The organism is Nucisporomicrobium flavum (assembly GCF_016464385.1).
GTDB classification, from domain to species: Bacteria; Actinomycetota; Actinomycetes; order Mycobacteriales; family Micromonosporaceae; genus Actinoplanes; species Actinoplanes flavus_A.
This window is the reverse complement of sequence record NZ_JADMLH010000008.1, coordinates 160,609-186,417: the sequence shown is the minus strand read 5'-3', so window position 1 is coordinate 186,417 and position 25,809 is coordinate 160,609. Positions and strand designations below refer to the sequence as shown.

Annotated in this window: 16 protein-coding genes and 1 pseudogene; 10 read left to right on the top strand and 7 right to left on the bottom strand. The window is 69.3% G+C overall.

Annotated features, from left to right (window positions below; all coding sequences use genetic code 11):
* Positions 1 to 99: 99 nt before the first annotated feature.
* Positions 100 to 2,052: a DNA topoisomerase (ATP-hydrolyzing) subunit B gene (gene gyrB, locus IT780_RS20710; RefSeq protein ID WP_199513257.1), complete on the bottom strand. Its 1,953-nt coding sequence runs from the start codon at positions 2,050 to 2,052 to the stop codon at positions 100 to 102.
* Between the two features lie 625 nt (positions 2,053 to 2,677).
* Here gyrB and IT780_RS20705 point away from each other — a divergent pair.
* On the top strand, positions 2,678 to 3,244 hold the full coding sequence (locus tag IT780_RS20705) for a hypothetical protein (protein ID WP_199513256.1): 567 nt from the start codon (positions 2,678 to 2,680) through the stop codon (positions 3,242 to 3,244).
* Between the two features lie 10 nt (positions 3,245 to 3,254).
* Here the strand turns inward: IT780_RS20705 and IT780_RS20700 are convergent, their stop codons facing one another.
* The 5 genes from IT780_RS20700 to dnaA form a co-directional block, all read right to left on the bottom strand.
* Positions 3,255 to 3,755 (bottom strand): DciA family protein, encoded by a 501-nt coding sequence (locus IT780_RS20700; RefSeq protein WP_199513255.1) that lies wholly within the window; start codon positions 3,753 to 3,755, stop codon positions 3,255 to 3,257.
* A gap of 82 nt (positions 3,756 to 3,837) precedes the next feature.
* Entirely contained in the window at positions 3,838 to 4,965 is a 1,128-nt protein-coding gene (gene recF / locus IT780_RS20695; RefSeq protein ID WP_199513254.1) for a DNA replication/repair protein RecF, read from the bottom strand.
* 3 nt (positions 4,966 to 4,968) lie between these two features.
* A complete protein-coding gene (gene gnd, locus IT780_RS20690) occupies positions 4,969 to 5,841 on the bottom strand; it encodes a phosphogluconate dehydrogenase (NAD(+)-dependent, decarboxylating) (RefSeq protein WP_199513253.1) in 873 nt (290 codons plus the stop codon).
* 38 nt (positions 5,842 to 5,879) lie between these two features.
* On the bottom strand, positions 5,880 to 7,013 hold the full coding sequence (dnaN, locus tag IT780_RS20685) for a DNA polymerase III subunit beta (protein WP_199513252.1): 1,134 nt from the start codon (positions 7,011 to 7,013) through the stop codon (positions 5,880 to 5,882).
* A 1,972-nt stretch (positions 7,014 to 8,985) separates the two neighbouring features.
* Positions 8,986 to 10,818, bottom strand: a complete 1,833-nt coding sequence (gene dnaA / locus IT780_RS20680; RefSeq protein WP_199513251.1) for a chromosomal replication initiator protein DnaA — start codon at positions 10,816 to 10,818, stop codon at positions 8,986 to 8,988.
* 888 nt (positions 10,819 to 11,706) lie between these two features.
* On the opposite strand from dnaA, the gene rpmH reads away from it, so the two are divergent.
* From rpmH to IT780_RS20635, 9 genes and pseudogenes are all read left to right on the top strand, one after another.
* Entirely contained in the window at positions 11,707 to 11,844 is a 138-nt protein-coding gene (gene rpmH, locus IT780_RS20675; RefSeq protein ID WP_199513250.1) for a 50S ribosomal protein L34, read from the top strand.
* Between the two features lie 34 nt (positions 11,845 to 11,878).
* Positions 11,879 to 12,235, top strand: coding sequence for a ribonuclease P protein component (rnpA, locus tag IT780_RS20670; RefSeq protein WP_199513249.1), 357 nt, complete (start codon positions 11,879 to 11,881; stop codon positions 12,233 to 12,235).
* Positions 12,232 to 12,489 (top strand): membrane protein insertion efficiency factor YidD, encoded by a 258-nt coding sequence (gene yidD, locus IT780_RS20665; protein ID WP_199513248.1) that lies wholly within the window; start codon positions 12,232 to 12,234, stop codon positions 12,487 to 12,489. The genes rnpA and yidD overlap by 4 nt, the downstream gene beginning before the upstream one ends.
* Position 12,490: 1 nt before the next feature.
* Positions 12,491 to 13,519 carry a membrane protein insertase YidC gene (gene yidC / locus IT780_RS20660; RefSeq protein WP_199513247.1) on the top strand — a complete coding sequence of 343 codons (1,029 nt, stop codon included), beginning with the start codon at positions 12,491 to 12,493 and terminating at the stop codon, positions 13,517 to 13,519.
* 147 nt (positions 13,520 to 13,666) lie between these two features.
* Positions 13,667 to 14,227 carry a Jag family protein gene (locus tag IT780_RS20655; protein WP_199513246.1) on the top strand — a complete coding sequence of 187 codons (561 nt, stop codon included), beginning with the start codon at positions 13,667 to 13,669 and terminating at the stop codon, positions 14,225 to 14,227.
* Between the two features lie 303 nt (positions 14,228 to 14,530).
* A complete protein-coding gene (gene rsmG / locus IT780_RS20650) occupies positions 14,531 to 15,238 on the top strand; it encodes a 16S rRNA (guanine(527)-N(7))-methyltransferase RsmG (RefSeq protein WP_307831285.1) in 708 nt (235 codons plus the stop codon).
* 1,596 nt (positions 15,239 to 16,834) lie between these two features.
* Entirely contained in the window at positions 16,835 to 17,998 is a 1,164-nt protein-coding gene (locus IT780_RS20645; RefSeq protein ID WP_307831284.1) for a ParA family protein, read from the top strand.
* Positions 17,995 to 19,080, top strand: a complete 1,086-nt coding sequence (locus IT780_RS20640; protein WP_199513245.1) for a ParB/RepB/Spo0J family partition protein — start codon at positions 17,995 to 17,997, stop codon at positions 19,078 to 19,080. The genes IT780_RS20645 and IT780_RS20640 overlap by 4 nt, the downstream gene beginning before the upstream one ends.
* A 3,752-nt stretch (positions 19,081 to 22,832) precedes the next feature.
* Positions 22,833 to 23,346 (top strand): annotated as a pseudogene (locus IT780_RS20635) (hypothetical protein); the annotation flags it as partial.
* A 1,492-nt stretch (positions 23,347 to 24,838) separates the two neighbouring features.
* On the opposite strand, the gene IT780_RS20630 reads toward IT780_RS20635, so the two are convergent.
* Entirely contained in the window at positions 24,839 to 25,801 is a 963-nt protein-coding gene (locus IT780_RS20630; RefSeq protein WP_233413193.1) for a D-alanine--D-alanine ligase family protein, read from the bottom strand.
* Positions 25,802 to 25,809 lie beyond the last annotated feature (8 nt).

The following is a 25,809-nucleotide window of genomic DNA, read 5'->3' as shown; positions in this document are numbered from 1 at the left end:
ATGAGCTGCGCAACTAGCTGTGGATAACGCTGTGGAAAGCAGTGGAACGCTGTGCATAACCCGAGGTGAGCGGCGTCGCGTGACGCCGCTCACGACGGATCAGATGTCCAGGAAGCGCACGTCCTTGGCATTGCGCTGGATGAACGAACGGCGCGCCTCGACGTCCTCGCCCATGAGGACGCTGAAGAGCTCGTCCGCCACGGCGGCGTCGTCGAGGGTGACCTGACGCAGCGTCCGGGTGGCCGGGTCCATCGTCGTGTCCCACAGCTCGCGGAAGTTCATCTCGCCGAGACCCTTGAACCGCTGGATGTCGTCCGGCTTGGCGTTGGGCTTCTTCTGCTGCCGCAGGGCGATCAGACCGTCACGCTCCCGGTCCGAGTACGCGTACTGCGCGTCGTCACCGCGCTTGTTCCACTTGATCTTGTACAGCGGCGGGGCGGCCAGATAGACGTGGCCCACCTCGACCAGCGGCCGCATGAAGCGGAACAGCAGGGTCAGCAGCAGCGTCTGAATGTGCTGGCCGTCGACGTCGGCGTCCGCCATCAGCACGATCTTGTGGTAGCGCAGCTTGGCGATGTCGAAGTCGTCGTGGATGCCGGTGCCGAGCGCCGTGATCAGCGACTGGACCTCGTTGTTCTTCAGCACCCGGTCGATCCGGGCCTTCTCCACGTTCAGGATCTTGCCTCGGATCGGCAGGATCGCCTGGATCTGGCTGTCGCGGCCCTGCTTGGCCGAGCCCCCTGCCGAGTCGCCCTCGACGATGAACAGCTCGGAGACCCGCGGGTCGGTCGACTGGCAGTCGGCGAGCTTGCCCGGCATCGAGCCGGACTCCAGCAGCGACTTGCGGCGGGCCAGCTTGCGGGCCTGCTGCGCGGCGATGCGGGCGCGGGCGGCCTGGTCGGCCTTGGTGATGATCGCCTTCGCCTCGGCCGGGTTGCGGTCGAACCAGTCGGCCAGCTGATCGTTGGCGACCTTCTGGACGAAGCTCTTCATGTCGGTGTTGCCGAGTTTGGTCTTCGTCTGACCCTCGAACTGCGGGTTGGCCAGCGTCACCGAGATGATCGCCGCGAGACCCTCACGGATGTCCTCGCCGGAGAGCTTCTGGTCGGCCTTGAGCAGCTTCTTCTCGATGCCGTACCGGTTGACGATGCCGGTCAGCGCGGCGCGGAAGCCCTCCTCGTGGGTGCCGCCCTCGTGCGTGTTGATGCGGTTGGCGAACGTGTAGACCGACTCGCCGTACGACTCGTTCCACTGCATCGCGATCTCGACGGCCATCCGCGCCTCGTTGTCCTCGGCGCTGAACTCGACCACCGTCTTGTGGATCGGGCTCTTCGTGGCATTGAGGTGGCGCACGAAGTCGGCGATGCCGTTCTCGTACATGAAGGTGACCTGGCGGGCCTTGCCCTCCTCGTCGACATGGTCCGGCCGCTCGTCGAGCAGGTTGATGGTCAGCCTCTTGTTCAGGAACGCCATCTCCTGCAGCCGGCGGTAGATCGTCTGGAAGTCGAACTCGACCGTCTCGAAGATCGTCGGGTCCGGCCAGAACTGCACCGTCGAGCCGGTGCTGTCGGTCGGCTCGCCCTTCTCCAACGGCCCGGGCTTGCTGGCGTTGTACTTCTGCCGGTACACGTTCCCCGACTTGTGGATCTCCAGGGCCATCCGGGTCGACAGCGCGTTCACGACCGAGACGCCGACGCCGTGCAGACCGCCGGAGACCGCATACGCCTTGCCGTCGAACTTGCCGCCCGCGTGCAGCACCGTCAGCGCGACCTCGACACCCGGCTTCTTCAGCTTGGGGTGCAGGTCGACCGGGAAGCCACGGCCGTTGTCGGTGACCGAGACGCCGCCGTCGGCCAGCAGGACCACGTCGATGGTGTCGCAATACCCGGCGAGCGCCTCGTCGACGGCGTTGTCCACGACCTCCCAGACCAGGTGGTGCAGACCGCGCTCACCGGTGGAACCGATGTACATACCGGGACGCTTGCGGACCGCCTCGAGGCCTTCGAGCACGGTGATGGACTCGGCACCGTATTCCTGCTTCTTCTCTGCCACCCTCGGCCACTTTCTCGCGCCCGGTCCCCCACGCGGAGGCCCGGCCACGGGGTTGGCGGGCGACCGGCGGGCAGCCGGCGGGCACGGCGAACCACAGGCGAGCGAGCCGCGAGGAGGAGGCGGACCACCGGTGGAGCCGAGCGCGCCGGTCGCCGCGGGCGTCCCGCGGATCGTGATCGGCTGGAAAAATCGCGTAGCGTGACGGATGGCCCCTTGCGGGGTGAACAGCTCTGCAAGGGTTGAACAGCCCTGCAAGGTTGAACAGCCCGTGACGGTTCGCGACTTCCCGGTCTCCGTCGATTCTACTCCGTCCGGGCGAGTTATCGGAGGTCCGGCACCCTCGTACGGGCACCTCAGATTGCCGTAGCGCCCCGGAGGGCCGTTCCCACGGGTCCCCCTACACGGAAGAAGCTCCGCCCGCAACGGTGAACGCGTCCGGTGGTGGACGACGGGGCGCGCCTGCGCCGGGTCGGCGACACGCGCTGCGACACTGCCTCACAACGCCGGGCGGAGGTGTCGTAACCTCGCCCGCGCGGACCCGTGCGCGGCCGGGCGGTCCGCACGCCGCGGGCACGGTTCCCGCCGGACGGTCCGCAGCCGGCAGGTCGAGGAGAGGTGGTCCGCCATGGCGCACGACAAGGGGCTGGACAACGTCGCCGTGCACTGGCCCCGGACGAACCGGTTCTACGACCCGGTCGCCCCGGCCGAGTTCGTCGACTTCGGCGCCGTCGCGGACGCTCCGGACATCGCCGCGCCCACCGGCGCGCTCGCGCTGCACATCGCCAAGACGGGTACGGTGCGCGCCACCGCGTACACGGAACTGGTGGACCTGCTGCTGGGGCTGGAGGGCGTCCTCTACGCGACGGACGCGGCGGCCGAGGACGAGGATCCGGTCATCGACCCGGACGGCTGCGCGTGGATCGCCGGCGGGCTGGAGCGCTTCGTCGAGGGCCACCAGCCGTACGGGGACCTCGTCACGTTCGACAGCGTGGCGAAGGTGATGCGCGAGGCGGTCGCGGCGGGGCGCCTCGCCGAGCAGCAGCTGCGCTGGCTGGACCAGCGGCTGGCGGCGCTCCGCGACGACGCCGGCAACGCCCCGCACTGGAGCTTCGCGCGTACCGAACTGGCGATCCTGGCCGGCTTCTACCGCCGCTGCGCCGACCGCGGGTACGCCGTATTTGCGGACTACTGAGAAGCGGCTGTCAGCCGTACGTGTCTCGAGGGCCGCGGCCCTGCACCCGGCGCGGCCCTTTGTTCCAGGACGGTGCTGCCGGGCCGTGGATGTTGAGCCGTTTCACGACGTTGTGGCCGACCTCGGCGGCGATGCTGCGCAGCAGGGTGGCAGCCAGCAGACGCAGCTGGGTCGCCCACGCCGTCGACTCCGCCTCCACTGTCAGCACGCCGTCGTCGAGCTTCATCGGCCGGCTGTGCTTGGCGATGTCCGGGCCGACGACCTTCTCCCAGGCGCCGAAGACGGTCGCCTCGGCGGCCGGCTTCTGCCAGCCGCGCTGCTTCAGGATCCGTTCGAGGACCGCGCCGAACAGCTGCGGATCCCGGGGATCGGGGCCCGGGCCGGAATAGCCGCGCAGCCGTCGCCCGTCACCCTCGCCTGCCTGGGTGCGCCGGCGCGGCGCCTGCTGGGCGGCCCGGCGCTTGGCGAGCGCGGCGTCGAGGACGGCCCGGGCGAGCTGAGGCCCAGCCATGCCCTCGCTCGCGGCGCCTTCGGCGGACCCGGGCGTCGTCGAGGGACCTGAGGCGGCCGCTGAGCTCTTCTCGGGGCGATCCTCAGACACGGGTCACCGTTCCTGGTCCGACGTCGTAGCGGGCACCCTGGAGGGCCGCCGGCACATCCTCCGGCACGGCGCAGGTGACCAGCAGCTGGGCGGCGTCGGCGACCAGCATCGCGAGCCGTTGCCGCCGGCCCGCGTCGAGCTCGGCGAACACGTCGTCGAGGATCAGCACCGGCTCGATGCCGTCGGTGCGGAGCAGGTCGTACGCCGCCAGCCTCAGCGCCAGCGCGAACGACCAGGACTCGCCGTGGCTCGCGTACCCCTTGGCGGGAAGGTCCCCCAGCGACAGCGTGAGGTCGTCGCGGTGCGGTCCGACCAGCGTGACGCCGCGCTCGATCTCCGCCTGACGGCGTTCGGCGAGCGACGCGAGCAGGGCTTCCTCCAGCGCCGGGCGGTCCGGCGTGAGGCCGTCGCCGAGACGAGATGCGTACGCGATGGACGCGGCCGTCCGCCCGGCAGCCACTGCGTCGTACGCCTTCGTCAGGTGCGGCCCGAGCGCGCCCACCAGCTCGATCCGTCCGGCGAGCAGTTCGGCGCCGTGGTGCGCCAGGTGCTGATCCCACACCGCGAGAGTCGACAGATCCTGCCCTCGCGTACCGCCGACTTTGCGCGTCAGGTACGCCGTGCGCAGTAGTGCGTTGCGCTGCTTCACCACGCGGTCGTAGTCGGAACGCACACCGGCGTACCGCGGCTGCCGCGCCACGAGCAGGTCGTCCAGATAGCGGCGGCGCTCGGACGGATCACCACGGACCAGCTCCAGGTCCTCCGGCGCGAAGAGCACCATGCGCAGAGCGCCCAGAACCTCACGGGACCGGCGTACGGGTGAACGGTTGAGCCGTGCCCGGTTCGCCTTGCCCGGGACGATCTCCAGCTCGACCAGCAGCTCACGTCCATCGTGGACGATTGCGCACCTGATCACCGCCGAGGTCGCGCCCGCACGGACCAGCGGGGCGTCCGTGGCGACCCGGTGACTGTCCAGCGTGGCCACATAGCCCAGCGCCTCGATGAGGTTGGTCTTGCCCATGCCGTTCTGGCCGACCAGGACGCTGACGCCCGGGTCGAGGTCGACCGCCACCCGCTCGTACGAACGGAAATCGGTCAGCTCGACCCGGCGCACGTACATGGATCAGCGCTTGACGGCGTGGCCGCCGAACTGGTTGCGCAGCGCGGCGACGGCCTTCATCGCCGGCGAGTCCTCCTGGCGGGAGGCGAACCGGGCGAACAGCGACGCGGCGATCACATTGGCGGGCACGGCGAGGCGTACGGCCTCGTCGACGGTCCAGCGGCCCTCGCCGGTGTCCTCGGCGTACCCCTTGAGGTTGGCGAGCTCGGGGTCCTCGTCCAGGGCGAGGTCGAGGAGGTCGAGCAGCCACGACTTCACGACGGAGCCCTCGCGCCAGCTCTTGATGACCTCGGGGACGTTCTCGACGAGCTCCGAGGCCTTCAGGATCTCGTAGCCCTCGGCGTACGCGTGCATGAGGCCGTACTCGATGCCGTTGTGGACCATCTTGGCGTAGTGGCCGGCGCCGTGCGGGCCGGCGTGCGCGAAACCGTACGGGCCGGCCGGCTTGAGCGCGTCGAAGATCGGCTGGCAGTGCGCCACGATCTCGGCGTCGCCACCCACCATCAGCGCGTACCCGTTGGTGTTGCCCCAGATGCCGCCCGAGACGCCGCAGTCCAGGTAGTGGATGCCCTTGGCCTTGAGCCGCTCGGCGCGCGGGCCGTCGTCGGTGAACTTCGAGTTGCCGCCGTCGATGATGATGTCGCCCTCGGAGAGCAGCTCGGCGAGCTCGTCGATCGTCTTCTCGGTGATCTGGCCGGCGGGAACCATCGTCCAGACCACCCGCGGCGCGGCCAGCTTCTCGACCAGCTCGGCGAGGCTCGCGACGTCGGTGGTCTCCTTGTGGTGGTCGTAACCCACCACCTCCTGGCCGGCGGCGCGCAGGCGGTCCCGCATGTTGCCGCCCATCCGGCCCAGTCCGATGAGGCCGAGCTGCATGATGTTCCCCCTAGGTTTGTGACTCTTCCAGCCCAGTATCAGCGGGTTACCCGGATAGGCATGATCAGATAGCGGTATCCGGGCACGATTTCGCCGTCTTCGGCTGCGGGGGAGATCACAGCGGGCTTGAAGGCGTCGACGAACGACAGCACGGCCGTCGGGGCGCCCAGGTTCTGCAGACCGTCGATCAGATACTGCGGGTTGAAGCCGATCGTGAGCGGCTCACCGGTGAAGGTCGCCTCCATGGCCTCGCTGGCCCGCGCCTCCTCGGTGCCGCCCGCCTCGACCACGAGACCGTCCTCGCTGAAGCTCAGCAGGACCGGGGTGGTGCGCTCGGCGACCAGGGCGACGCGGCGGACCACCTCGACCAGGGCGGAGACGGTCACCCGGGCCTCGGCGTTGTGGCTCGCCGGGAACAGCGACCGCACCGGCGGGTAGTTGGCGCCGTCCAGCAGCCGGCTCGTGGTGCGCCGGGTGCCACCCGCGAAACCGATCATGCCCTCGCCGGCGTTGCCCTGCGCGAGGGCGAGCGTGACGGCGCCACCGATCGGGCCCAGCGCCTTCGCCGTGTCGTTCAGCGTCTTCGCCGGCACCAGGGCGTTCAGGCTGATGTCGGGGTCGTCCGGGTTCCACTCCAGCTCACGCATCGCCAGGCGGTACCGGTCCGTGGCCAGCATCGCCATCGTCGAGCCGTTCAGCTCGATCCGTACGCCGGTCATCATCGGCAGCGTCTCGTCCCGCCCGGCCGCGACCGCCACCTGCGCGACGGCGACGGCGAACGCCTGGGCGTCGACCGTGCCGGCGCTGGACGGCATGTCGGGAAGAGTCGGGTAGTCCTCCACCGGCATCACCGGCAGGGTGAAGCGGGCACTGCCGCAGACCAGCTCCAGGTGCGACCCCACCGCGGCGATGTCGACCGGCTTGGCCGGGAGCGCCTTGGTGATCTCGGCGAGCAGCCGGCCGGAGACGAGGGCGGCGCCGTCGGCGTCAGCCTGCACCTCCACGCTCACCTGGCTGGAGACCTCGTAGTCGAAGCCGGAGACGTGCAGCCTGCCGTCTGTCACCCGCAGCATGACCCCGGCCAGGACCGGCACCGAAGGACGGCTGGGGAGGCTCTTGGCCGTCCACGCCACCGCGTCGGCGAGTGCGTCTCGCTCCACCCGGAACTTCATGCCATGCCCTCCGCGTCACTTTCCTCGACGAACCAGCTTGAGATCGGAACCAGCTTCGGAGCTGGACCGGCTTGTGCACCAGAGCAGCTTGTACGCCGGACCGGTTGTGCACCAGACCGGGTCATGTATCGGACCAGCTTGCGCACCGGACCAGTTTGTCTGCTGGGCCGGCTTGTGCACCGGACCGGGTCGTGTGCCGGACCGGGTTGTCGCCGGCCCGGGTGGTGTGCCCGATCGGGTTGTGTGCCCGACCAGCTCACCTGCCCGGCCCGCTCGTGCACCGGTCGTCGCCGATGACCTGGACCGGCCACTGACCTGGACCAGCCTTTCACCTGCGCCGGCCACTCACCTGGACCGGCTCGAGACGGACCACCTCAAGAGGGTTCAGCTCGAGACTGACCTACTCGGGCGGACCAGCTTTCGAGACGGACCAGCTTTCGAGACGGACCAGCTTTCGAGACGGACCAGCTTTGGATGTGCTGATGGAGCCCACTGAACTCTATGGCGCGGGTGGGCGTGACGTCCGCCCGGCCCCCGATGCTGGTTGGACCTGCCCGGGGTGGATCGGGCCGCGAGCGGCTCGTCCACACCTTCCCCAACGCTGATGATTGGGTTTTGGATTTTCAGCAGAGAGATATCAGTCGTAATCATCGGGCCTGTGCACACTGTGGAGAACTCACGTTGTCGCAGGTCAGCGGGTTATCCACCGGTGATTCACATGTGGGCAACCGGGGTATAAACCGGGGTCTGCGTCCACAGCCGCGGACGAGACGGCGGTTGTCCACCGTTGTCCACCGGCTGTCCACCGCTTATCCACCGGGTTTGTCCCCGGGTCTGGGGATAACGCTGGGACGCTACCGGCTCGTCGTCCCCAGAACCTTCAACAGGAAATCCACACCCGTCCACAGGGTGTGGGCAACGTTGTGACGCTCAGTGTCTGTCCACATCGATTTCCCCAGGAGTTCTCCACATCTGTGCGGAACGGGGCGCGAAGTTGTCCACCGTTGGGGACAAGTCCTGTGAAGAGCTGTGGATTAGTGTGGAAAACGTTGGCACGAAACGGTTCCGTCGCGACGTTGACATTTCGCCGCGGAGGTGGGTGTGGATCTACGGCCTCGGCGGGCGGTTGTCGGAGAGGTTGGGGCGGGGCCTGTGGGTAGACCGGTGCAGAAGCTGTGGACAACTCGGTGAAAGTGCTGGTCACAGCCTCGTGGCCGCCTGAGGTTTAGTGTCGGCACTGCCAAGGGCCCGGGCGGGGGCGGCGGCACGCCGGCTGGGCGGTGGGGACGGCGGCTGGCCGGCTGGGCGGTGGGGGCGGCGGCTGGCCGGCTGGCCGGTGGGGGGCTGCGGCTGAGCAGCGTTGCCTGCTGTGGACGGAGCTTCGCCTGTTGCCCGTCGGGATGGGGAACGAGTCGACGGGCTCCGTGCGAGGGGTCGAAGTGGCCGGGACCCGGAGGGCTGACCGGCTGGCCACGCATGGGGCCAGCCATGACGGGCCGGCCGTGCGAGTCAGAGCGGCGGGTCAGTCGGGCGGGTCAGCGCGGCGCAGTCAGGCAGGCGGGTCGTGCCCGTGAGCGAGTCCGGCCCGTGAGTCCGGCCCCTGAGTCCAGCGGGTCGAGCCAGCAGGGTGAGCCCGGCGGGCGGGCCGACAGCGTGAGCTCGGCGGGTGGGCCGACACGGTGAACTGGTGGGTCTGCCGGCACGGTGACCGCGCTCCGCGCGAGACAGCCCAGCGGGTCGGGCCGGCAGGGTGAGCCCAGCGGGGCGGGCCGATACGGGGGCCCGGCGGGGTGGGCCGACACGGGAGCCCGGCGGGTCTGGCCAGCAGAAAAAGTCCGGCGGGTCAGGGCGGCGGGGTGAGCCCGGCGGCGGGCGACGGCCTGGGGTGGTTACGGCCTGGTCCGCGTGGGGGCTCCGGCCACGGTGGTGCGGTTGTGGGCGGGTGCGGCCGTACCTTCGAGACGGTTTTGATCTAGGTGTTCTGCTTGATGCGGTTCGTCAGCTCGGCGATCTGGTTGTAGAGGCTGCGGCGCTCGGCCATGTGCTGGCGGATTTTGCGGTCCGCGTGCATGACTGTGGTGTGGTCGCGGCCGCCGAAGGCCTGGCCGATGCGGGGCAGGGAGAGGTCTGTGAGCTCTCGGCAGAGGTACATGGCGACCTGGCGGGCGTTCACGAGGACGCGGGAGCGGGAGTGGCCGCGGAGGTCCTCGAGGCTCACGCCGAAGTAGTCCGCGGTCGAGACCATGATCTGGTCGGCGGTGATCTCCGGGCCGGCGCCGTCGGGCATGAAGTCGCGGAGGACTTCCTCGGCGAGGGAGAGTTGGACCGCGCTGCGGGTGAGGCTGGCGAAAGCGGTCACCCGGATGAGGGCGCCCTCGAGTTCGCGGATCGAGTTGGAGACGCGGGAGGCGATGAACTCGAGGACGTCGTCGGGGGCGTACATGCGCTCCTGCGCGGCCTTCTTCTGCAGGATCGCGATGCGGGTCTCGAGGTCCGGCGGCTGGATGTCCGCGAGCAGGCCCCATTCGAAACGGGTACGCATGCGGTCCTCGAGCGTCGCCAGCTGCCTCGGTGACCGGTCCGAGCTGATGACGATCTGCTTGTTGGCGTTGTGCAGGGTATTGAACGTGTGGAAAAACTCCTCCTGCGTACGCTCGCGGTTCTCCAGGAACTGGATGTCGTCGATCAGCAGGATGTCGACGTCGCGGTAGCGGCGCTGGAAAGCCTGGGTCTTGTCGTCGCGCAGGCTGTTGATGAAGTCGTTGGTGAATTCCTCGGTCGACACGTAGCGGACGCTGCGGGCGTGGCCGAGCGTGGTGGCGTAGTGGCCGATCGCGTGCAGCAGGTGCGTTTTGCCGAGCCCGGAGCTGCCGTAGATGAACAGCGGGTTGTAGGCCTTCGCCGGGGACTCCGCCACCGCCACCGACGCGGCGTGCGCGAAGCGGTTGGACGAGCCGATGACGAAGGTCTCGAACATGTACTTCGGGTTCAGCCGGTTGCCGTCGTTGCCGCCCGGGCGCCCGGCGGCCGGGCCGCGCAGGTCGATCGGGGCGCGGCCGGGACCGTTGTCGCCGCCGTGCCGCATCTGCATCGTGTCGTCGCGGCGGTCCTGCTGCGCGCGCTCGTCGTGATGGCGCTGGTTGTCCCGGAGCTGCGCCGGCTCGGTCGCCATCCGGTGCCCGGTGGAGTCGTTCGGCGTCTCCGTGTAGTGCGGCAGCTGCCGGGGCGGCTCGGGCGCCGGCTTCTTTTCCTCCGCGATGGTGGATTTCGCGGGCTCCGGCTGGCCCATCGGCAGCGGCGCGGCGAACAGCGCGTCCTGGCCGTCGCGCGCCGCCGGCACGCCGCGCGTGAAGGGCGCCTGCGCCGACCCGGTCGGCGCGTCACCCTGGTCGTAGCTCTCGCCGTAACTCTCGCTGTAGGCGGGAGGCTGTGGATAACGATCCGGGTACGGCGGGGGCTGCGGATCCGAATAGTGGGCGGGAGGCTGCGTCGCCGGCTCGGGCGGCGGGGTGCCGTACACGGTGCCCGGGCGGCCGGTGCCGTCCTCGGGCGGGCGGACCGTCACGGCGACCTGGATAGGGCGGCCGAGCCGGCGCGACAGGGCCTCGGTGATCGCCAGACGCAACCGCGACTCGATCACGTCCCGGGTGTACGTGTCCGGGACGGAGAGCAGCGCGGTGTCCTCCACGATGGCGCGCAGGCGGGTCAGCCGCAGGTACGCACGCTGCTGGGCGGACGCGATCTCGTCCGCCAGCTCGTCCGTCGCCGCAGCCCAGACCCCGCCAAGGTCGACCGTATCGGCCACCGCCGCGCCACCCCCATCGCCACCGGACCCCCGGTGGCCTTGTTCGGCTTCCGCCTTGCCTGCCGTCACCCGTACGGGCGACGGACCGGCTCCCCCCAACCCAGCACATCCAACGTGCTGAACATGCACGGCGCCACCGGCTGTCCACAGGTTATCCACAACCTGTGCACGCGTCGGCGGTCGCACCCCGGCCGGACGGTCGGCAGACTTCCCGGAGCCTGTGCTGGCGCGGGAAAACAGGCTCACCGTGCCGAACGATTCACCGCTCCGTCGGTTCCTCTGCGGTTCCCTCCCCAGCGGTTCCGTTCCCGGGGGAGTCCGTTCCCCGGCGGTTCTCCCAGGGGGCAGGCTCCGTGAGGCGGTGCCGTGAGGTGGATCCGTGAGGTGGTCCCGGCGAGGGCGGTTTGCGAACAGCGCTGAAGACCAGCAAACGGGCACGCTAACAGCGCAGGCGCGTCCGCATCAACCGGCGGTACCCGACCCGGGGCACACGTGGCACGAAAAGATTCACTCCGTACGCGTATAGACCGGCCTGGGTGACGGACGGTGCGGAGATCGGGGCTTGCCGGGGTTGTCCAGGTCCGTTCGTCCGGGGCGTGCTCGGTGGTCGGGAGCGTTGTCGACGGTCGGCGGCGTTGTCGGTCGGCCGCGTTGTCCCGGGCGTGTCTCGGGGCTCCGCTCCGGTGCAGGTTCCGCGCTGCCGGACCGGCTGGGGCGCGGCTCGACAGGGGTCTGGCCTGGGCCGGAATGCTCGGCGTGCCGGGCACCCGGTGGTTGACCACCGATGGAGCCTTGCGTAGGGTCGAGCGGTTGCTCCGCCGCGCTCTGCTAAAGTGGCGTCTTGCAGCCTGATGCCCCCTGGACGTAGTACGAAGACGGAGTTCTGACGTGAGCAAGCGCACCTACCAGCCGAACAACCGCCGGCGCGCCAAGACCCACGGTTTCCGGCTGCGCATGCGCACCCGGGCCGGCCGCGCCATCCTGGCCTCCCGCCGTGGCAAGGGCCGCAAAGAGCTGTCGGCCTGAGCCGACCGCTGGTCGGGCCGGATGCCGGGTAGTCGTGCTGGCCGCGGAGCAACGACTGCGGCGTAGCACCGACTTCGCCGCAGCGGTTCGTGGCGGCCGCAGGGCGGGCCGCGGCACCGTGGTCGTCCACCTTGTTGTCGATGAGCCGGCGCAAGCCTCCGAGGCGCGCGCCGGCTTTGTCGTGTCCAAGGCGGTCGGCAACGCGGTGGTCCGCAACAAGGTGCGCCGTCGCCTGCGCCATCTGGTGCGTCCACGGCTGAGTGAGCTCCCCGCGGGGACGTCGCTCGTCGTGCGCGCCCTGCCCGCCTCGGCGTCGGCTTCGTTCGAGCGGCTCGGCGCCGACCTGGACGCGGCTCTGGCTGCGGCGCAGTCACCCCGGCGGCGCCGATGACACCGCTTGCCCGGCTGCTGAGCGCGGCGATCGTCGCGTACCGTCGTTACGTGAGCCCGGCTCTGCCGGCTCGCTGCCGGTTCTACCCTTCGTGCAGCGCGTACGCCCTCGAGGCAGTCGCGAAACATGGAGCGCTCCGCGGGACCGGACTGGCGATCTGGCGGCTGCTGCGCTGCCACCCCTTCCACCCTGGCGGGTTCGATCCGGTTCCCGACCCGATCCGTCACCGTCCTGCCGATGTGACTGGAGCATGAATTGAGTCTCGACTGGATCTACTACGGCATTTCGTGGATCCTCCTGCGCTGGCATGCCCTGTGGGACACCATCGGCATCCCTGACGGACCGGTGCTCGGCACCAACTGGTCCTGGATCCTCTCGATCGTCTTCCTGGTGGTGACGCTCCGCGTCATCCTCTTCCCGGTCTTCGTCAAGCAGATCAAGTCCCAGCGGGCGATGCAGGCGCTGCAGCCCAAGGTCAAGGAGCTGCAGGAGAAGCACAAGGGTGACCGGGAGACGCTCCAGAAGGAAATGATGGAGCTGTACCGCGTCGAGAAGGCGAACCCGCTCATGGGCTGCCTCCCGATGTTCCTGCAGATCCCCGTCTTCCTGGGCCTGTTCCACGTGCTGCGCCGGCTGAGCCCGGACAACCCCCGGCCCACGCTGTACGGCTGGACCGCCGAGCAGTTCCACTCGGCGACCCACTCCGCGCTGTTCACGGCTCCCCTGCCGGCCAAGTTCGGCTCCACCCCCGCCGAGCTCGCCGCCCTGGACGCCGGCAGCGGCACCACGGTGAAGATCATCGCGGCTGTGCTGGTCCTCATCATGATGGCGACCACGTACCTCACCAGCCGGCAGATGATCCTCAAGACCGGCTGGGCCGAGGACCCGCAGCAGAAGATGATCCAGCGCCTGATGCTGTACGGCATCCCGCTGTCGCTGCTCGTCTCCGGCTCGCTGTTCCCCATCGGTGTGGTCATCTACTGGGTCACGAACAACCTCTTCAGCCTCGCGCAGCAGCAGTGGGTGCTCCGCAAGTTCCCGCCGCCGCAGATGGCCGGCAAGTCGGGCTCCACCTCGGCCCGCCCCGCGAGCGGCGCGACCGCCGGCAAGGGCTCCGCGAAGAACCCGGTGCAGCCAGCCACCCGTGGCCTCTTCGGCCGCAAGCAGGCCGAGCCGGAGCCGACCACCCCGGTCGTGGACACCAAGGCGCTCGCCCCGAAGCCCGGCGCGAAGCCGGTCAACCCGAAGAAGGGCGCCCGGCCCGCGAACAAGCCCAAGGGATGACGCAGCAGCGGCCCGGGCCATGCCCGGGCCGCGCGCGGCCCCGGCGAGGGCGGCGACACAGACCTCCCCGCGCACCGGCGACGGACCCGGCCGGCGCGGGAAACAGCGGACCGAGCAGGTCCGGCCCGAGAGTACGGAGATGAGACCGTGACCGACACCAGCACTCCCAGCGCCGAGGAGACCACCGCCACCGCCGCGGAGTCCGCCGGTACGGAGGAGACCAAGAAGTCGGAGAGCGTGGCCTCCGACTCCGACCTGTTCCGGCAGAGCGAGATCGCCGCCGACTACGTGGAGGGGCTGCTCGACATCCTCGACTACGACGGCGACATCGACGAGCTCGTGTCCGGGGGACGGCCGATGGTCGAGGTCGTCGGCGGCCGGCTGCAGCCGCTCGTCGGCCAGCGCGGCGCGACGCTGGAGGCGCTGCAGGAGCTGACCCGGCTGGCGATCTTCCGCGCCACCGGCTCCCCCAGCCGCCTCCTGCTCGACATCGGCGGCTACCGCGCCACCCGCCGCAAGGAACTCACCGCGGTCGCCCGCAACGCGGTCGAGAAGGTCAAGGAGCACGGGGACGCCGTACGCCTCGAGCCGATGTCGGCCTTCGAGCGCAAGTGCGTCCACGACGTGGTCAACGCGATCTCCGGCGTGGAGAGCGAATCCGAGGGCGTCGAGCCGAACCGCCGCATCATCGTCCGGCCGGCCGACTGATCGCGCGACATGACTGATCCCCGCTTCGGCGCGGGAGATGGTGGCCCGGGTGATGTGATGCCCGGGCCGTCGTCGTCTTCCGCTCCTTTCTCGCCTTCGTCGTCCGGCTCGGTCTCTTCCTCCGCGGCGTCTCCGTCTTCCGGCTCGGTTTCTTCGTCGGCGTCTCCGTTGTCCAGCTCTTCTTCCGCGGCGTCTTCGTCGTGCGGCTCGGTCTCTTCCTCCGCGGCGTCTCCGTCCTCCGGTGGTGCTGTCGTCGGCTCTCTCTTCGAGCCGCCGGCCGAGCACCGGGACGCTGCCAAGCGGGTGTTCGGCGAGCGTCTTGAGCTGGCCGGCCGATATGCCGAGCTCCTCGGCACTGACGGCGTCATCCGCGGTCTGATCGGCCCCCGGGAGGCGCCCCGCATCTGGGAACGCCACCTGATCAACTGCGCCGTTATGGCCGAGATGATCCCTATCGGCGCTTCGGTGACCGACGTGGGGTCTGGTGCCGGTTTGCCCGGTATCGTGCTGGCAGTGGCCCGGCCCGATCTCACGATCACCCTGGTCGAGCCGCTGGCACGACGTACCGCTTTCCTGACCGAAACGGTGACAACGCTCGGACTCGACACGGCCATCACGGTCGTCCGAGGACGCGCGGAAGACCTCGCCGGTGGACCCCCCGCCCCCGCCGATGTCGTCACCGCCCGCGCGGTGGCCCCGCTCGACCGGCTCGCCGGATGGTGCCTCCCGCTCGCCGCCGTCGGCGGCCGGCTGCTGGCACTCAAAGGTGCCTCGGCCGAGGAAGAAGTCGCGGAACACCGTCAGGCGGTCGCCCGCCTCGGCGGCGGCGAACCGGTCGTCCGGCTCTGCGGAGCCGGCCTGATCGACCCGCCGACCACGGTCGTCGAGATCGTGCGGGAGCGCGACGTCGTGGCACCACGGCCGAGGCCGTCCAAGCGGGCGGCCACCCCGGGCCGCTCCGCCGACGCCGGCGGGCGTGGCGCCGGGAAGAGGAGATCGCGGAGGGGATAGATGGGCAGGCGGGGCGCTCGGAAGCGTACGGGGAAGGTTCCACCCTCGCCCAGGCCGGCGGTTTCCGCGCCGCCGCCCTCTTTGGAAGGACCGGTGCCTTCTGCGGGTACGGCCCGGTCTTCGTTTGGATCGGCGCGGCCGGAGTCCCGTGATCGCGCCGGTTCGCCTTACTACAGCGCTCATGCCTCGGGCAGTTCTCGAGCTGGTGTCGATGGGTCGGCTGAACCGGAGCTGGTCGCGAGCGGACTTTCGCGCGGACTTCCGAACGGACTTCCGAGCGGACTTCCGCGCGGTGAGAGCGCAGCGGCTCGGATGGCGCCCGTGGCCGTGTCGATCGACATGGGGGCTGTATCCGTCCCCGGCTGCAACGCGATGGAGTCCCACTCCACGGGAGGGCTTCCCGATTCCGATTCCACGTCGCGCCCGGCTCCGGTCTGGCCGGTCGTCTCTGCTGCGGCTTCGGCTTTCTCCGGGGGCTCTGCTCGTTCTTCCGTTGCCTGGTCCGGGTCCGGTGGGAAGTCGGCTGCCGCCAGTGCTGCAGCGGGTGCGGCTGCTGGCGTGGGTGCGTCCGCTGACACTGTCGGCACCCCCACCTCCGCCGTAACTCCGTCTGCTGTCGTTGCCTCTACCGCCTCTACCGCCTCTACCGCCTCTACTGCTGCCGCCGCGACGGCAGCGACCGGCACGGCAGCCGCAACGGCAGCGAACGGCGCGGCGGCCGCGAACGGCGCGGCGGCCTCAACCGGCACTGCGGCCGCGACCGCAACCGGCGCGGTGGCCTCAACTGGCACTGCGGCCGCGGCCGCGACCGCAACCGGCACCGCAACCGTGGTCGCAACCGGCACCGCAGCCGCGGCTGCCGCTAGCCTCGATGTCGACGCTGCGGTCGACTCTCCGACCGCTTTTCAGGACGGTCCTTCTGCCCTCCCCGATCCAGTAAGTCCACTCCTCAGCGACGAATCGCTTGGCCCGAATCCGCCGGCCCCGGCCGTCTTCAAGCAAGACGCCGCCGGCCCGGCGCGCGGAAGAAGGTGCGTCTCCGGGGTGGGCTGGCCTGACCAGACTCGGACGTACGGCGCGACGCTGCGGCTCGTGCCCGGATTCATGACGTTCGAGGCGGCGCCGATTCATACGGTCTGGACTCAACAGGCGGACAACCGTGGCATGGCCCGCCCGACGGCCGTAGGCTGGCCGCGCGTCGATAGTGTGGACCGGACGGCGGGCGCGCCGGATGCGCCGCCGTTTCCTGCCGGACCGCACGCTCGCGGTGCCGACCCAATCCAACCAGGCAGGGATAAAACGGTGCATGAGTATGGCAGGGGCCCCGATGGTGACCCCGGCTGGGACGGTGTTTCACGTGAAACCGATCCGTACGCCGGTCCCGATCGGAGTGTGAGCTTGAGCGTCACCTTCAACAGTGGGGAGCAGGGCGTGCCACAGCCGCGTACGGGGAACGGCGGTCAGGTGTACGGCACCCCGGTCAGCCCCGACGTCTCCCCTCCGGATCCCCGTCGCCCCGCTCCCTCGCCGCGATCCGGCCCACCCGCCGCTTCGGTTTCGGGCTCTGCGGCCGTACCGTCGTCTGGTGCGCCGACCATGCAGCAGCATGAGATGGAGTACGCAGCTCAGCCGACGTCGGCGCCCCCGGTTGCGGCTCCTCCGGAGTCGTTGCCGCGTTCGGCGACGACGGCTGGTGGGGCCGCGGCGGACGGCCGGTCGGCGACTGATGGTGAGGTCTCGGTAGACGGCCGGTCGACGACTGACGGTGGGCATGCCGGGGGTGGGTTTGCCGCCGGCGATGGCCTGGCTGCGGTGAACGCGTCGACCGAGGCGCCTGCCGATGAGGCCTCCCCCGAGGATGTTTCACGTGAAACGCCGGGCCGGGATGACGACGATCCACCGCTGGCCATGGAAGCGTTGCGAGCTGTGCAGATTCTCAACCCGAGTGGCGAGATCACCATGCCGCGCCCGGATCACCCGAGGGTGCTCTGCGTCGCCAACCAGAAGGGTGGCGTGGGCAAAACCACGACGACGGTCAACTTGGCGGTGGCCCTCGCGCTGCACGGCAACCGCGTTCTCGTCGTCGACCTGGACCCGCAGGGCAACGCGTCCACGGGCCTCAACGTGCCGCACCACGCCGGCGTCCCGGACGTGTACGACTGCCTCATCGACAACGTCCCGCTCGCCGAGGTCGCACAGCCGGTCGAGGGCATCCCCAACCTCTTCTGCGTGCCGGCGACCATCGACCTGGCGGGCGCTGAGATCGAGCTCGTCTCCGTCGTCGCACGGGAGTCCCGCCTGGCGCGGGCGATCGCGGCGCACCCGGAGAAGTTCGACTACGTCTTCATCGACTGCCCGCCGTCGCTCGGGCTGCTCACGGTCAACGCGCTGTGCGCGGCGCAAGAGGTGCTCATCCCGATCCAGTGCGAGTACTACGCGCTCGAGGGCCTCAACCAGCTGATCAACAACATCAACCTGGTACGGCAGCACCTGAACCCCACGCTCGACGTGAGCACGATCCTGCTGACCATGTACGACCGTCGCACCCGTCTGGCCGATGCCGTCGAGCAGGACGTACGCAATCACTTCGGCTCCAAGGTGCTCGAGGCGGTGATTCCCCGCAACGTACGGGTGTCGGAGGCACCGAGTTATGGCCAATCCGTGATGACCTACGATCCGGGATCGCGGGGCGCCACGAGCTACTTCGAGGCTGCTCTGGAACTCGCTATGCGCGGAGTCAACACGGGAGGCGCGGCATGAAGAACCGTCCACGGGGTGGCCTCGGCCGCGGCCTGGGGGCATTGATCCCCACGGCGCCGCCGGCTGCCGCGACGGTAGCCGCAGAGGCACCGCCTGCCGCTCCCCCGGCCCCGGCCCAGTTCTCCGGTACGACCACGGAGCAGCAGCCGGCCGACACCGCAGCGTTCGCGCCGGAACCGACCGACGTCGCGGTGCCGGAGTCGTCGCCTGCGCCGACCGTGCCGCCCGCGGAGGATGATGGAGGGCTCGCGCCCGTACCCGGCGCAAGCTTCGCGGAACTTCCCGTCACGGCGATCGTGCCGAACCCCAAGCAGCCCCGTCACGTCTTCGACGAGGAGGCCCTGGAAGAGCTCAAGACCTCCATCCAGGAGGTCGGCTTCCTCCAGCCGATCGTCGTCCGCAACATCGGCGACGGCAAATACGAGCTGGTCATGGGCGAGCGCCGCTGGCGGGCAGCCCAAGCGGTCGGCAAGGAGACCATCCCCGCGATCGTCCGCGAGACCCGCGACGACGCGATGCTGCGGGACGCCCTCCTCGAGAACATCCACCGCGCCAACCTCAACCCGCTGGAAGAGGCGGCCGCGTACCAGCAGCTCCTCGACGAATTCGGCGCCACACACGAGGAACTCGCCCGGCGCATCGGCCGCAGCCGCCCGCAGATCTCCAACACGATCAGGCTGCTCAACCTGCCGGCCCCTGTACAGCGACGCGTCGCTGCGGGCGTCCTGTCGGCGGGTCACGCTCGGGCGCTGCTCAGCCTGGAAGACAACGACCAGCAGGAACAACTCGCGCTGCGCATCGTCGCCGAGGGTCTTTCCGTACGCGCAACCGAGGAGCTCGTCTCCCTCGCCATCGCGGACGGCCCGGCGAAGAAGTCAACGCCCACGCGCCGAGCGAAGGTACACGCCCCGGCGCTGAACGACCTGGCGGAGCGGCTCTCGGACCGGTTCGACACGCGGGTGAAGGTCGACATCGGCCGGAACAAAGGCAAGATCACGATCGAGTTCGCGACCGTGGACGATCTCGAACGGATAGTGGGCATGATCGGCGTCGAGGACGAAGGTACGAGCTCAGGAGACTGAGCGAGGACGCCGTCGGGCCGGCGGCGAAGGACGAACACCTGCGGGCACGTGATTCTGGCGGATCACGTGCCTTCTTCATCGGTACGGTCTCCTGAGTGCCGCCTCCGCGGTCAACGGATTTCATCAGGCGGCTACTTCCACTCCCTTGCTAGTGGGAGTGGCCGGACGATCGCCTGGACGAATTCGGTTCGCTTCATGGATCGCCATTTCGCGGGCCCTGATAGTTGCCTTGTGGCGAAGGATCCGCGTCCTTCATGTGGCGAAGGCGCCGGCGTCGCGATTCGTGAGGGCTTGCACCTCCGTTTTGGGCCTCGGGCGGTTCTGTCAGAACGATTCTCCTGGGATTTCGGTCTCCCCGGATTTCGACCAAGACCCGAATTCTGACGGCCCTCAAGGCGAAGTTGCGGGTGCTCTGCCGCATGGTGGGTTGCTTGACGATCGGACCGCTGCTAAACGTGATTCTGATTCATGTTCTATGCGACTGTCGTCTGGTGGGGTCCCGCGGCTCGTGGCCCCCTGAGTGACCAAGTGCAGTCGGCGTTGCTGACTCGGCAGCCGCGATCTCCGGCAGAGCCGGCTTAGGAAGCGCCCGCGGTAGGGGCAGTAACGGCAGCCGGTCGGTACCAGGGCCCGGTAGTTTTCCGTCACGGTGCCCGGTGAGCGACGGTGTCCGACGGACTCTACGACTCGTAAAGGGTCGGGCCTCGAGTCTCATCCCGCCCATCGTCCTCAGCAAGCCCTTCCGGTTGTCGTGACGTCTCGCAACGAGGCTGAGTACCTAACACAGTGGGGAGGTGTGATTGGCGCGGCGGTGAGACGCCGTGACCGTTCTCGGCTTGCCTGCCGTTGCCCGGCTCGTCGTTGACTTATGCGGAGTTCGAGTCGGAGTCGGCACGCCCGACCGGAGTCGGAGTCGGCACGCCCGACCGGAGTCTTATCCCCCTTCGCTGGGGTGAGTTGCCGGGCGCTGGGCCCTGCGTTGCGAGGCTGCGGGCGCCAGGCCGCGTGGTCCGGCTCCAGGGTTTGAAGCTGCACGCCCCCGGCTGCAGGCCTCTCTGGGTTCGGAACCCGGGCTGCACGTCCACGGGCTTTCCGCCTTTCCCGCTCCGGAATCCCTGCGCTTGCCCTGGCTAGGGTCCGGGCTCACGTATCAGAGGTGGGTGGCAGCATTGCCTTGGCGGAGCGGCGACACTCGGGCGGTTGCGTGGCAGGGGTTCTTCCTCCTCTTCAGAGCGCGGTGTGGGCAGCGGATTCACAACACCGCATTTGCTTCCTTTGCAGGGAGACTCACGGGGCGGTTCCCCATGCTCGTGTCGCTAGTCGACCCCCAAGTTTCACGTGAAACCTGCAGCTGCCAAACGATAGAGCAACGCCGGGCGACCACCTCGGCATCGGTATCGCCGCCCCCATGCCTAGGAACCGGAGGAGCCTCGGCGGTACCAGGCTGCGCGCTGCCCTCCTCTTTCTGTCGTCGCCCCTTAGTAGCTGGGTGGCCTCACACCTAAGGTCGGGAGGGAACGCGGTGAGAGGGGAACGCGGCATGAGAGAGCCTGGGCCGGCCTCCGATAATGGCGGTGAATTAGCGAGCGCATGGTCCATGGGGCGATGGGGATGTGGGCTGGTGCGGCAGAAGGTGTCCGATAGACGTGCTCGGTGTGAAACGGATGGAGATAGCGCCTGGGAGGTCTGAGTTCAGAGTCTCGGGAGGTTATGCCGGCGTTACCCAGTTGCAGTGGGCGAGAGGCACAACCTCAGCCAGTCCTCGAATGGTCTAGCTCACCGCGCTCTGACGCTTGCCCCCTCGTTTCACGTGAAACGGCGCGTTAGGCAGCGGAACTCAAGGCCCATCCGATGCTCACCCTTGTCGCCGGATGGGGGTGGTTCGCGGGACCGCCGCCTCCTCGTCGACCCGGAACCGGACCGACCCGCGCTGGACCGGACTGCCGTGGCCGGGCCTTGACCGCGTGGGCCGCGGGCATCTACTTCCTTCTCCGGTCTACTCCGAGTTGGCATAACATCCGGGGCGGCGGCCCAGCTGCGAGCTGGGTCGTGCCTGCCGACTGGCCAACTTGACCGCACGTATCCCCGGACGGGGTCCCGCGCTGGAGGCACGCCCCCGGACGGGGTCCCGCGCTGGAAGCACGCGTGGCCCATGACCGGCGCTCAAGACCGAGCAGGTATCTCTTGGATCGGTGTGCGTCGGACCTAGCCACGTCTCGGCGGTCATGGGGATCTGGCCCGCCGTCGGAGCGCGTGGCGGTGGCCACGCCACGAATGTGGCTTCGAATCGGCGGGGTCCGCCTCGTTTCACGTGGAACGTAAGCGGCTGGAACACGTGGAACGTAGCGGCTGGATGAGTGTCTTGACGCGGCCGCCCCGCGCGATGAGTTTCACGTGAAACGGTCGAGTGGCGCCGTCAGCCAGCACGCGGCTCCCGGTGCGAGATTTGGATGATCAGCGACCGGCCCTGCCGCCGCTCTGAGATCGAACTACGAGGGGCCCCGATCCCCTACCTCGGCAGTCTGCCGCTCCGTCGGCACGCATCCTGTCTCCCGAGGATCTCGAACCATGCCGCAAGCATTCTCGAATAGCTGCTGACTGAGCGACCCGGAACGGCAGCTACGGAAGCGCCGAGTGTTCTGACGTGCGGCGCTCAGCCGACTCCTAGCGATGGCGCCTTGCTCGCGAGAATCGCTGACCTCTGCGTACCCTCGGGACGGGGCCCAGCGCGTCGGCGACCGCTTGGCGATGCATGTAGGCGCCGGCCTGGCTGTGGGCGCAGGGCTGTCACAAGACCGGGAACGGTCACGTCCCGCCGCGGCCAAACCCCAGGACGATCTCCCAGCGCAACGAGGTCCTCCCGGTCGACGTGGTGCCAGACCGACAACGTTCGACTGAGGGGCGTAACGCGACGTGGGTGTCGCAACGTTCATTGCCCTCACGAGCGAGGAAGGTCGCCCACCGGGCTAGGGGAGGCCCATGAGGGCTTTGGTGGCGAGGCGGACTAGCACCCTAATGGCCGTCCGGAGACGCGCAGGTTGGTCGTCAGGCGCTGTGCCGAGTACCGCCGATACGGACCGCTGCCCATGCGCAGTCGCTCGGAGGCGACCGGATATTCGGCGAGTGCGGGGAGCCGCCGAGGGCTGCTGCTGCTGGCTCGGCTGCTGCTGGCTCGGGTGGTGCTGGCTCGGGTGCTGCCGGCTTGGTGCTGCTGGCTCGGGTGCTGCTGGCGTGGGCGCTGCCGGCTTGGTGCTGTCGGCGCCTCGGTCGGCCTGCCTGGGCGCTGCTGCACTGGGTGCCTGCTGTACTGGCGGATGTCGCTCTCCTGCCAGCCCGCATCATGTACCGGCAGGGAACGCTACATCGGTCGGCGACAGTATCCACAAGCTGTGTGTGACCTTGTTGACAACGATCGCGTCTGCCGTTTCACGTGAAACGGCGCCTATGGGTGGGAGGTCGTACACCGCGGTATCCACAGGGTGCACAGGCCTGCGACATGGCGTTTCACGTGAAACCGGCGGGCCTGTGGATAACTTCTGTGGATAACTTTGGGGGTGTCTCGGCGTAGGGCGACGGTGACGTTCGTCGACGGATGGCGGGTGGCTGAACGGACGAGGTCGCGGTGGCGGGTTCGGTGGGAAATTGACCCGGGACAGTGCCGTGTCGCCTGCATTAGGGTCAGCGGCGTGCCTGAGTACAGCCCCTCGCTTCCCGAGTTCACGCGGTGGCCCTCGTTCCCTTTCGAGGGCGACATGCGGGTCAAGCGCCTGGCCGACCCCGTCGACGTCGAGCCTCCGCGCAGCGGCGAGGATGCTGGGGACTGCGTCGCCTGCAACACTCCCGATGACTCGTACATCTGGGTCAGTGAGCGGTGGCGTGTCCGGGCGATGGACCGGCCGACCGGGCTTCCGATGGTCCTGATCCTGGAGTGCCGATCGCACCTCGACCTCGGCGACCTGCCGAACCTGTTGGCCGCCGAGCTCGGAGTCATGACCGTACGCCTCGAGCGGGCGATCCGCTCACTCGACGGGGTCGCGCGAGTCCACGTGAACCGGTGGGGTGACGGCTCCGCGCACCTGCACATGTGGTTCTTGGCGCGGCCCTACGGACGACTCCAGCTCCGCGGCACGTTCCTGTCGCTGTGGGACGACATTCTCCCCGTCATCCCCGAGGAGCAGTGGCGCGGGAACCTGGCCCTCGTCGCGGCGTGGCTCGCGGAGTTCGGTGGTCGTGCCATTGCCGAGCCACCTCACATCCACTGGGAATCTCCGTCCACGTTCAGCAACGACGCCACCGTCTCCGGGGCTACGCGGAATCACGATGCGATGGATCCGGCGGAGGTTGGCGGCCAGGGCGACGCAGATGGCACTACCGAGATCAGGCTCCCGACAGCTGCGGTCGAGATGTCGGAGCGGGCGCCGGGGCCGGAAGATGTCGCGGCGGCCACCAATGAGCAAGCCGCGGAGGACGTAGACGCCGTGGATCGGCGGAAGGCGGTCGAAGGCGGGAAGGCCGCCGGGGACAGCCGGATCGATATCGGTGACGACTCGGAGCTCGAGGCCGCGCGGAATTCCGAGACCGCGCAGGAAGGCACGGGCGCGCCGGATGGCGAACGCGGGAGCGCGCCGGGCGACGAGAGCCCGCCGGAAGGTGGTAGCGCGGCCGGACGCGGGAGCGCGCTGGAAGGTGAGGGTCCGCCGGAAAGTGGTAGCGCGGCCGGACCCGGAAGCACGCCGGGAAGCGGAAGCGCGCCGGCGGCCGGGCGTCTGGTGGAAGGCGGGAGCGCGCCGGAAGGCGGGCGCCTGGCGGAAGGCGGGAGCGCGCAGGAACGCGAGAGCGAGCAGGAAGGTGGGAGCGCGCAGGAACGCGAGAGCGAGCAGGAAGGCGGGAGCGCGCAGGAACGCGGGAGCCGGCTCGGACAAGGGAGCGCGCTGCGAGGTGGGAGCGCCGGGGAAGACGGCAGCGTCGGCGGGACCGGGACTGACGCCCGAAGCGACGAACCTGGAGAGAGCACGACCGACGGAAAGACGGGGAACGCTGGAGCGGAGAGAGCCGCGGGACGGGACCGCCCTCACGAGTCACTTAACCCGAGCACCCCGCCCGCTCAAGCAGCGAAAGACCGAGACACGGCCGATCTCACCGACTCCGCTCGTCGCACCTTCGATGAGGGTCAGACCCAGAACTTGACGGCTTACGCGAGGACCCTGGACCAACCGGCGGCGCCGATTGAGTCGGCCGCCCATCCGGCTGAGCGATCTGCCCTCCACACTTCTTCGCTGGCCAACCCGGCTGAGCAATCCGCTCCGCCCACTGCTTCGCCCGCCCAGCCGACCGAACCCTCCGCCGAGGAGAGCAGCGCTCAGATCCGAGACGCCTAATCGCAGACGCCGACGTTCGTGGCGCTTGGGCCCAGCATTACGCCGGTCGGCGTCGCGAAGGGCGGCCGCGCAGGAGGCTGCTCACGTAGGAGAAGCGCAGGTGGGGCAGCGCAGTCGAGAGCCGAAGCTCAAGCCAGCCCTACCCCACCCCTCATCATGACCATCCGCGTCGGCGAAGACTCACCACACCTCCGTGCCCGAGAAGACTCGCGCCACGTACCGGCAAGGCTCACCCATGCCCACGCCCACGCCCGCGCCGGGAAGGGTTCGCCCGCGGATCGGGAAGGCTCACCCATGCCCACGCCGGGAAGGTTCGCCCGCGGATCGGGAAGGCTCACCCACGCCCACGCCGGGAAGGTTCGCCCACGCGCCGGGAAGGCTCAGCCACGCCCGCGAGCGATAGCCGACCCCACAACCTGAGCCAGAACCTTCCCCAGGTCCAACCCCCCAGCCTGCACCGCCAACGGAAGCAGCGAAGTCTCCGTCATCCCAGGCGACACGTTCACCTCAAGCACGTGGGCCACCCCCTCCGCGTCGACGATCAGGTCGACCCGCGAAAGGTCCCGCAACCCCAACGCCTCGTGCGCCGCCAAGGCCGTACTGGCTACGGATGATGCAACCGATGGGGACAACCGAGCAGGGGTGTGCCACGTAGTCAGCCCAGCCGTGTACCGGGCTGCGTAGTCGTACACGCCGTTCCTCGGCACGATCTCCACCGGTGGGAGGGCGATCGGGCCCTCGCCCAGGTCGACGATCGAGACCGCCACGTCCATGCCGGCCACGTACTTCTCCACGAGCGCCGTCGAGTGGTACGCGAAGCAGCCCACCATCGCCGCCGGGAGGGCCGTCGCCTCGCGGACGACGGATGCTCCGAGGCCGGAGCCGCCCTGGGCCGGCTTGACCATCAGCGGCAGGCCGAGGCGGTCGGCGATGCGATCCAGGACGGCCACCGCGCCCAGTTCCGAGAAGCGGTCGTGGGGCAGGGCCACCCAGTCCGGCGTACGGATGCCTTTTTCGCGCAGCATCGATTTGGCCGAGGGTTTGTCCCAGGCGAGGCGGGATGCCGACGCCGAGCAGCCGACGTACGGCACCCCGCACAGATCCAGTACGCCGCGCAGAGAACCGTCCTCGCCGGTCGCGCCGTGGAGTGCGATCACCACCGCGTCCGGGGGGTCCTCGTGGAGCGTCGGCAGCAGGGACACGTCCGCGTCGCGCATCTCCGCCGAGACGCCCACCGCGCGCAGGGCGTCGAGGACGCGGCGGCCCGAACGAAGGGAGACGTCACGCTCGTACGAGAGGCCGCCGGCGAGGACGAGGACATGCGGTTCTGTGGACGTACCCATGGATGTGA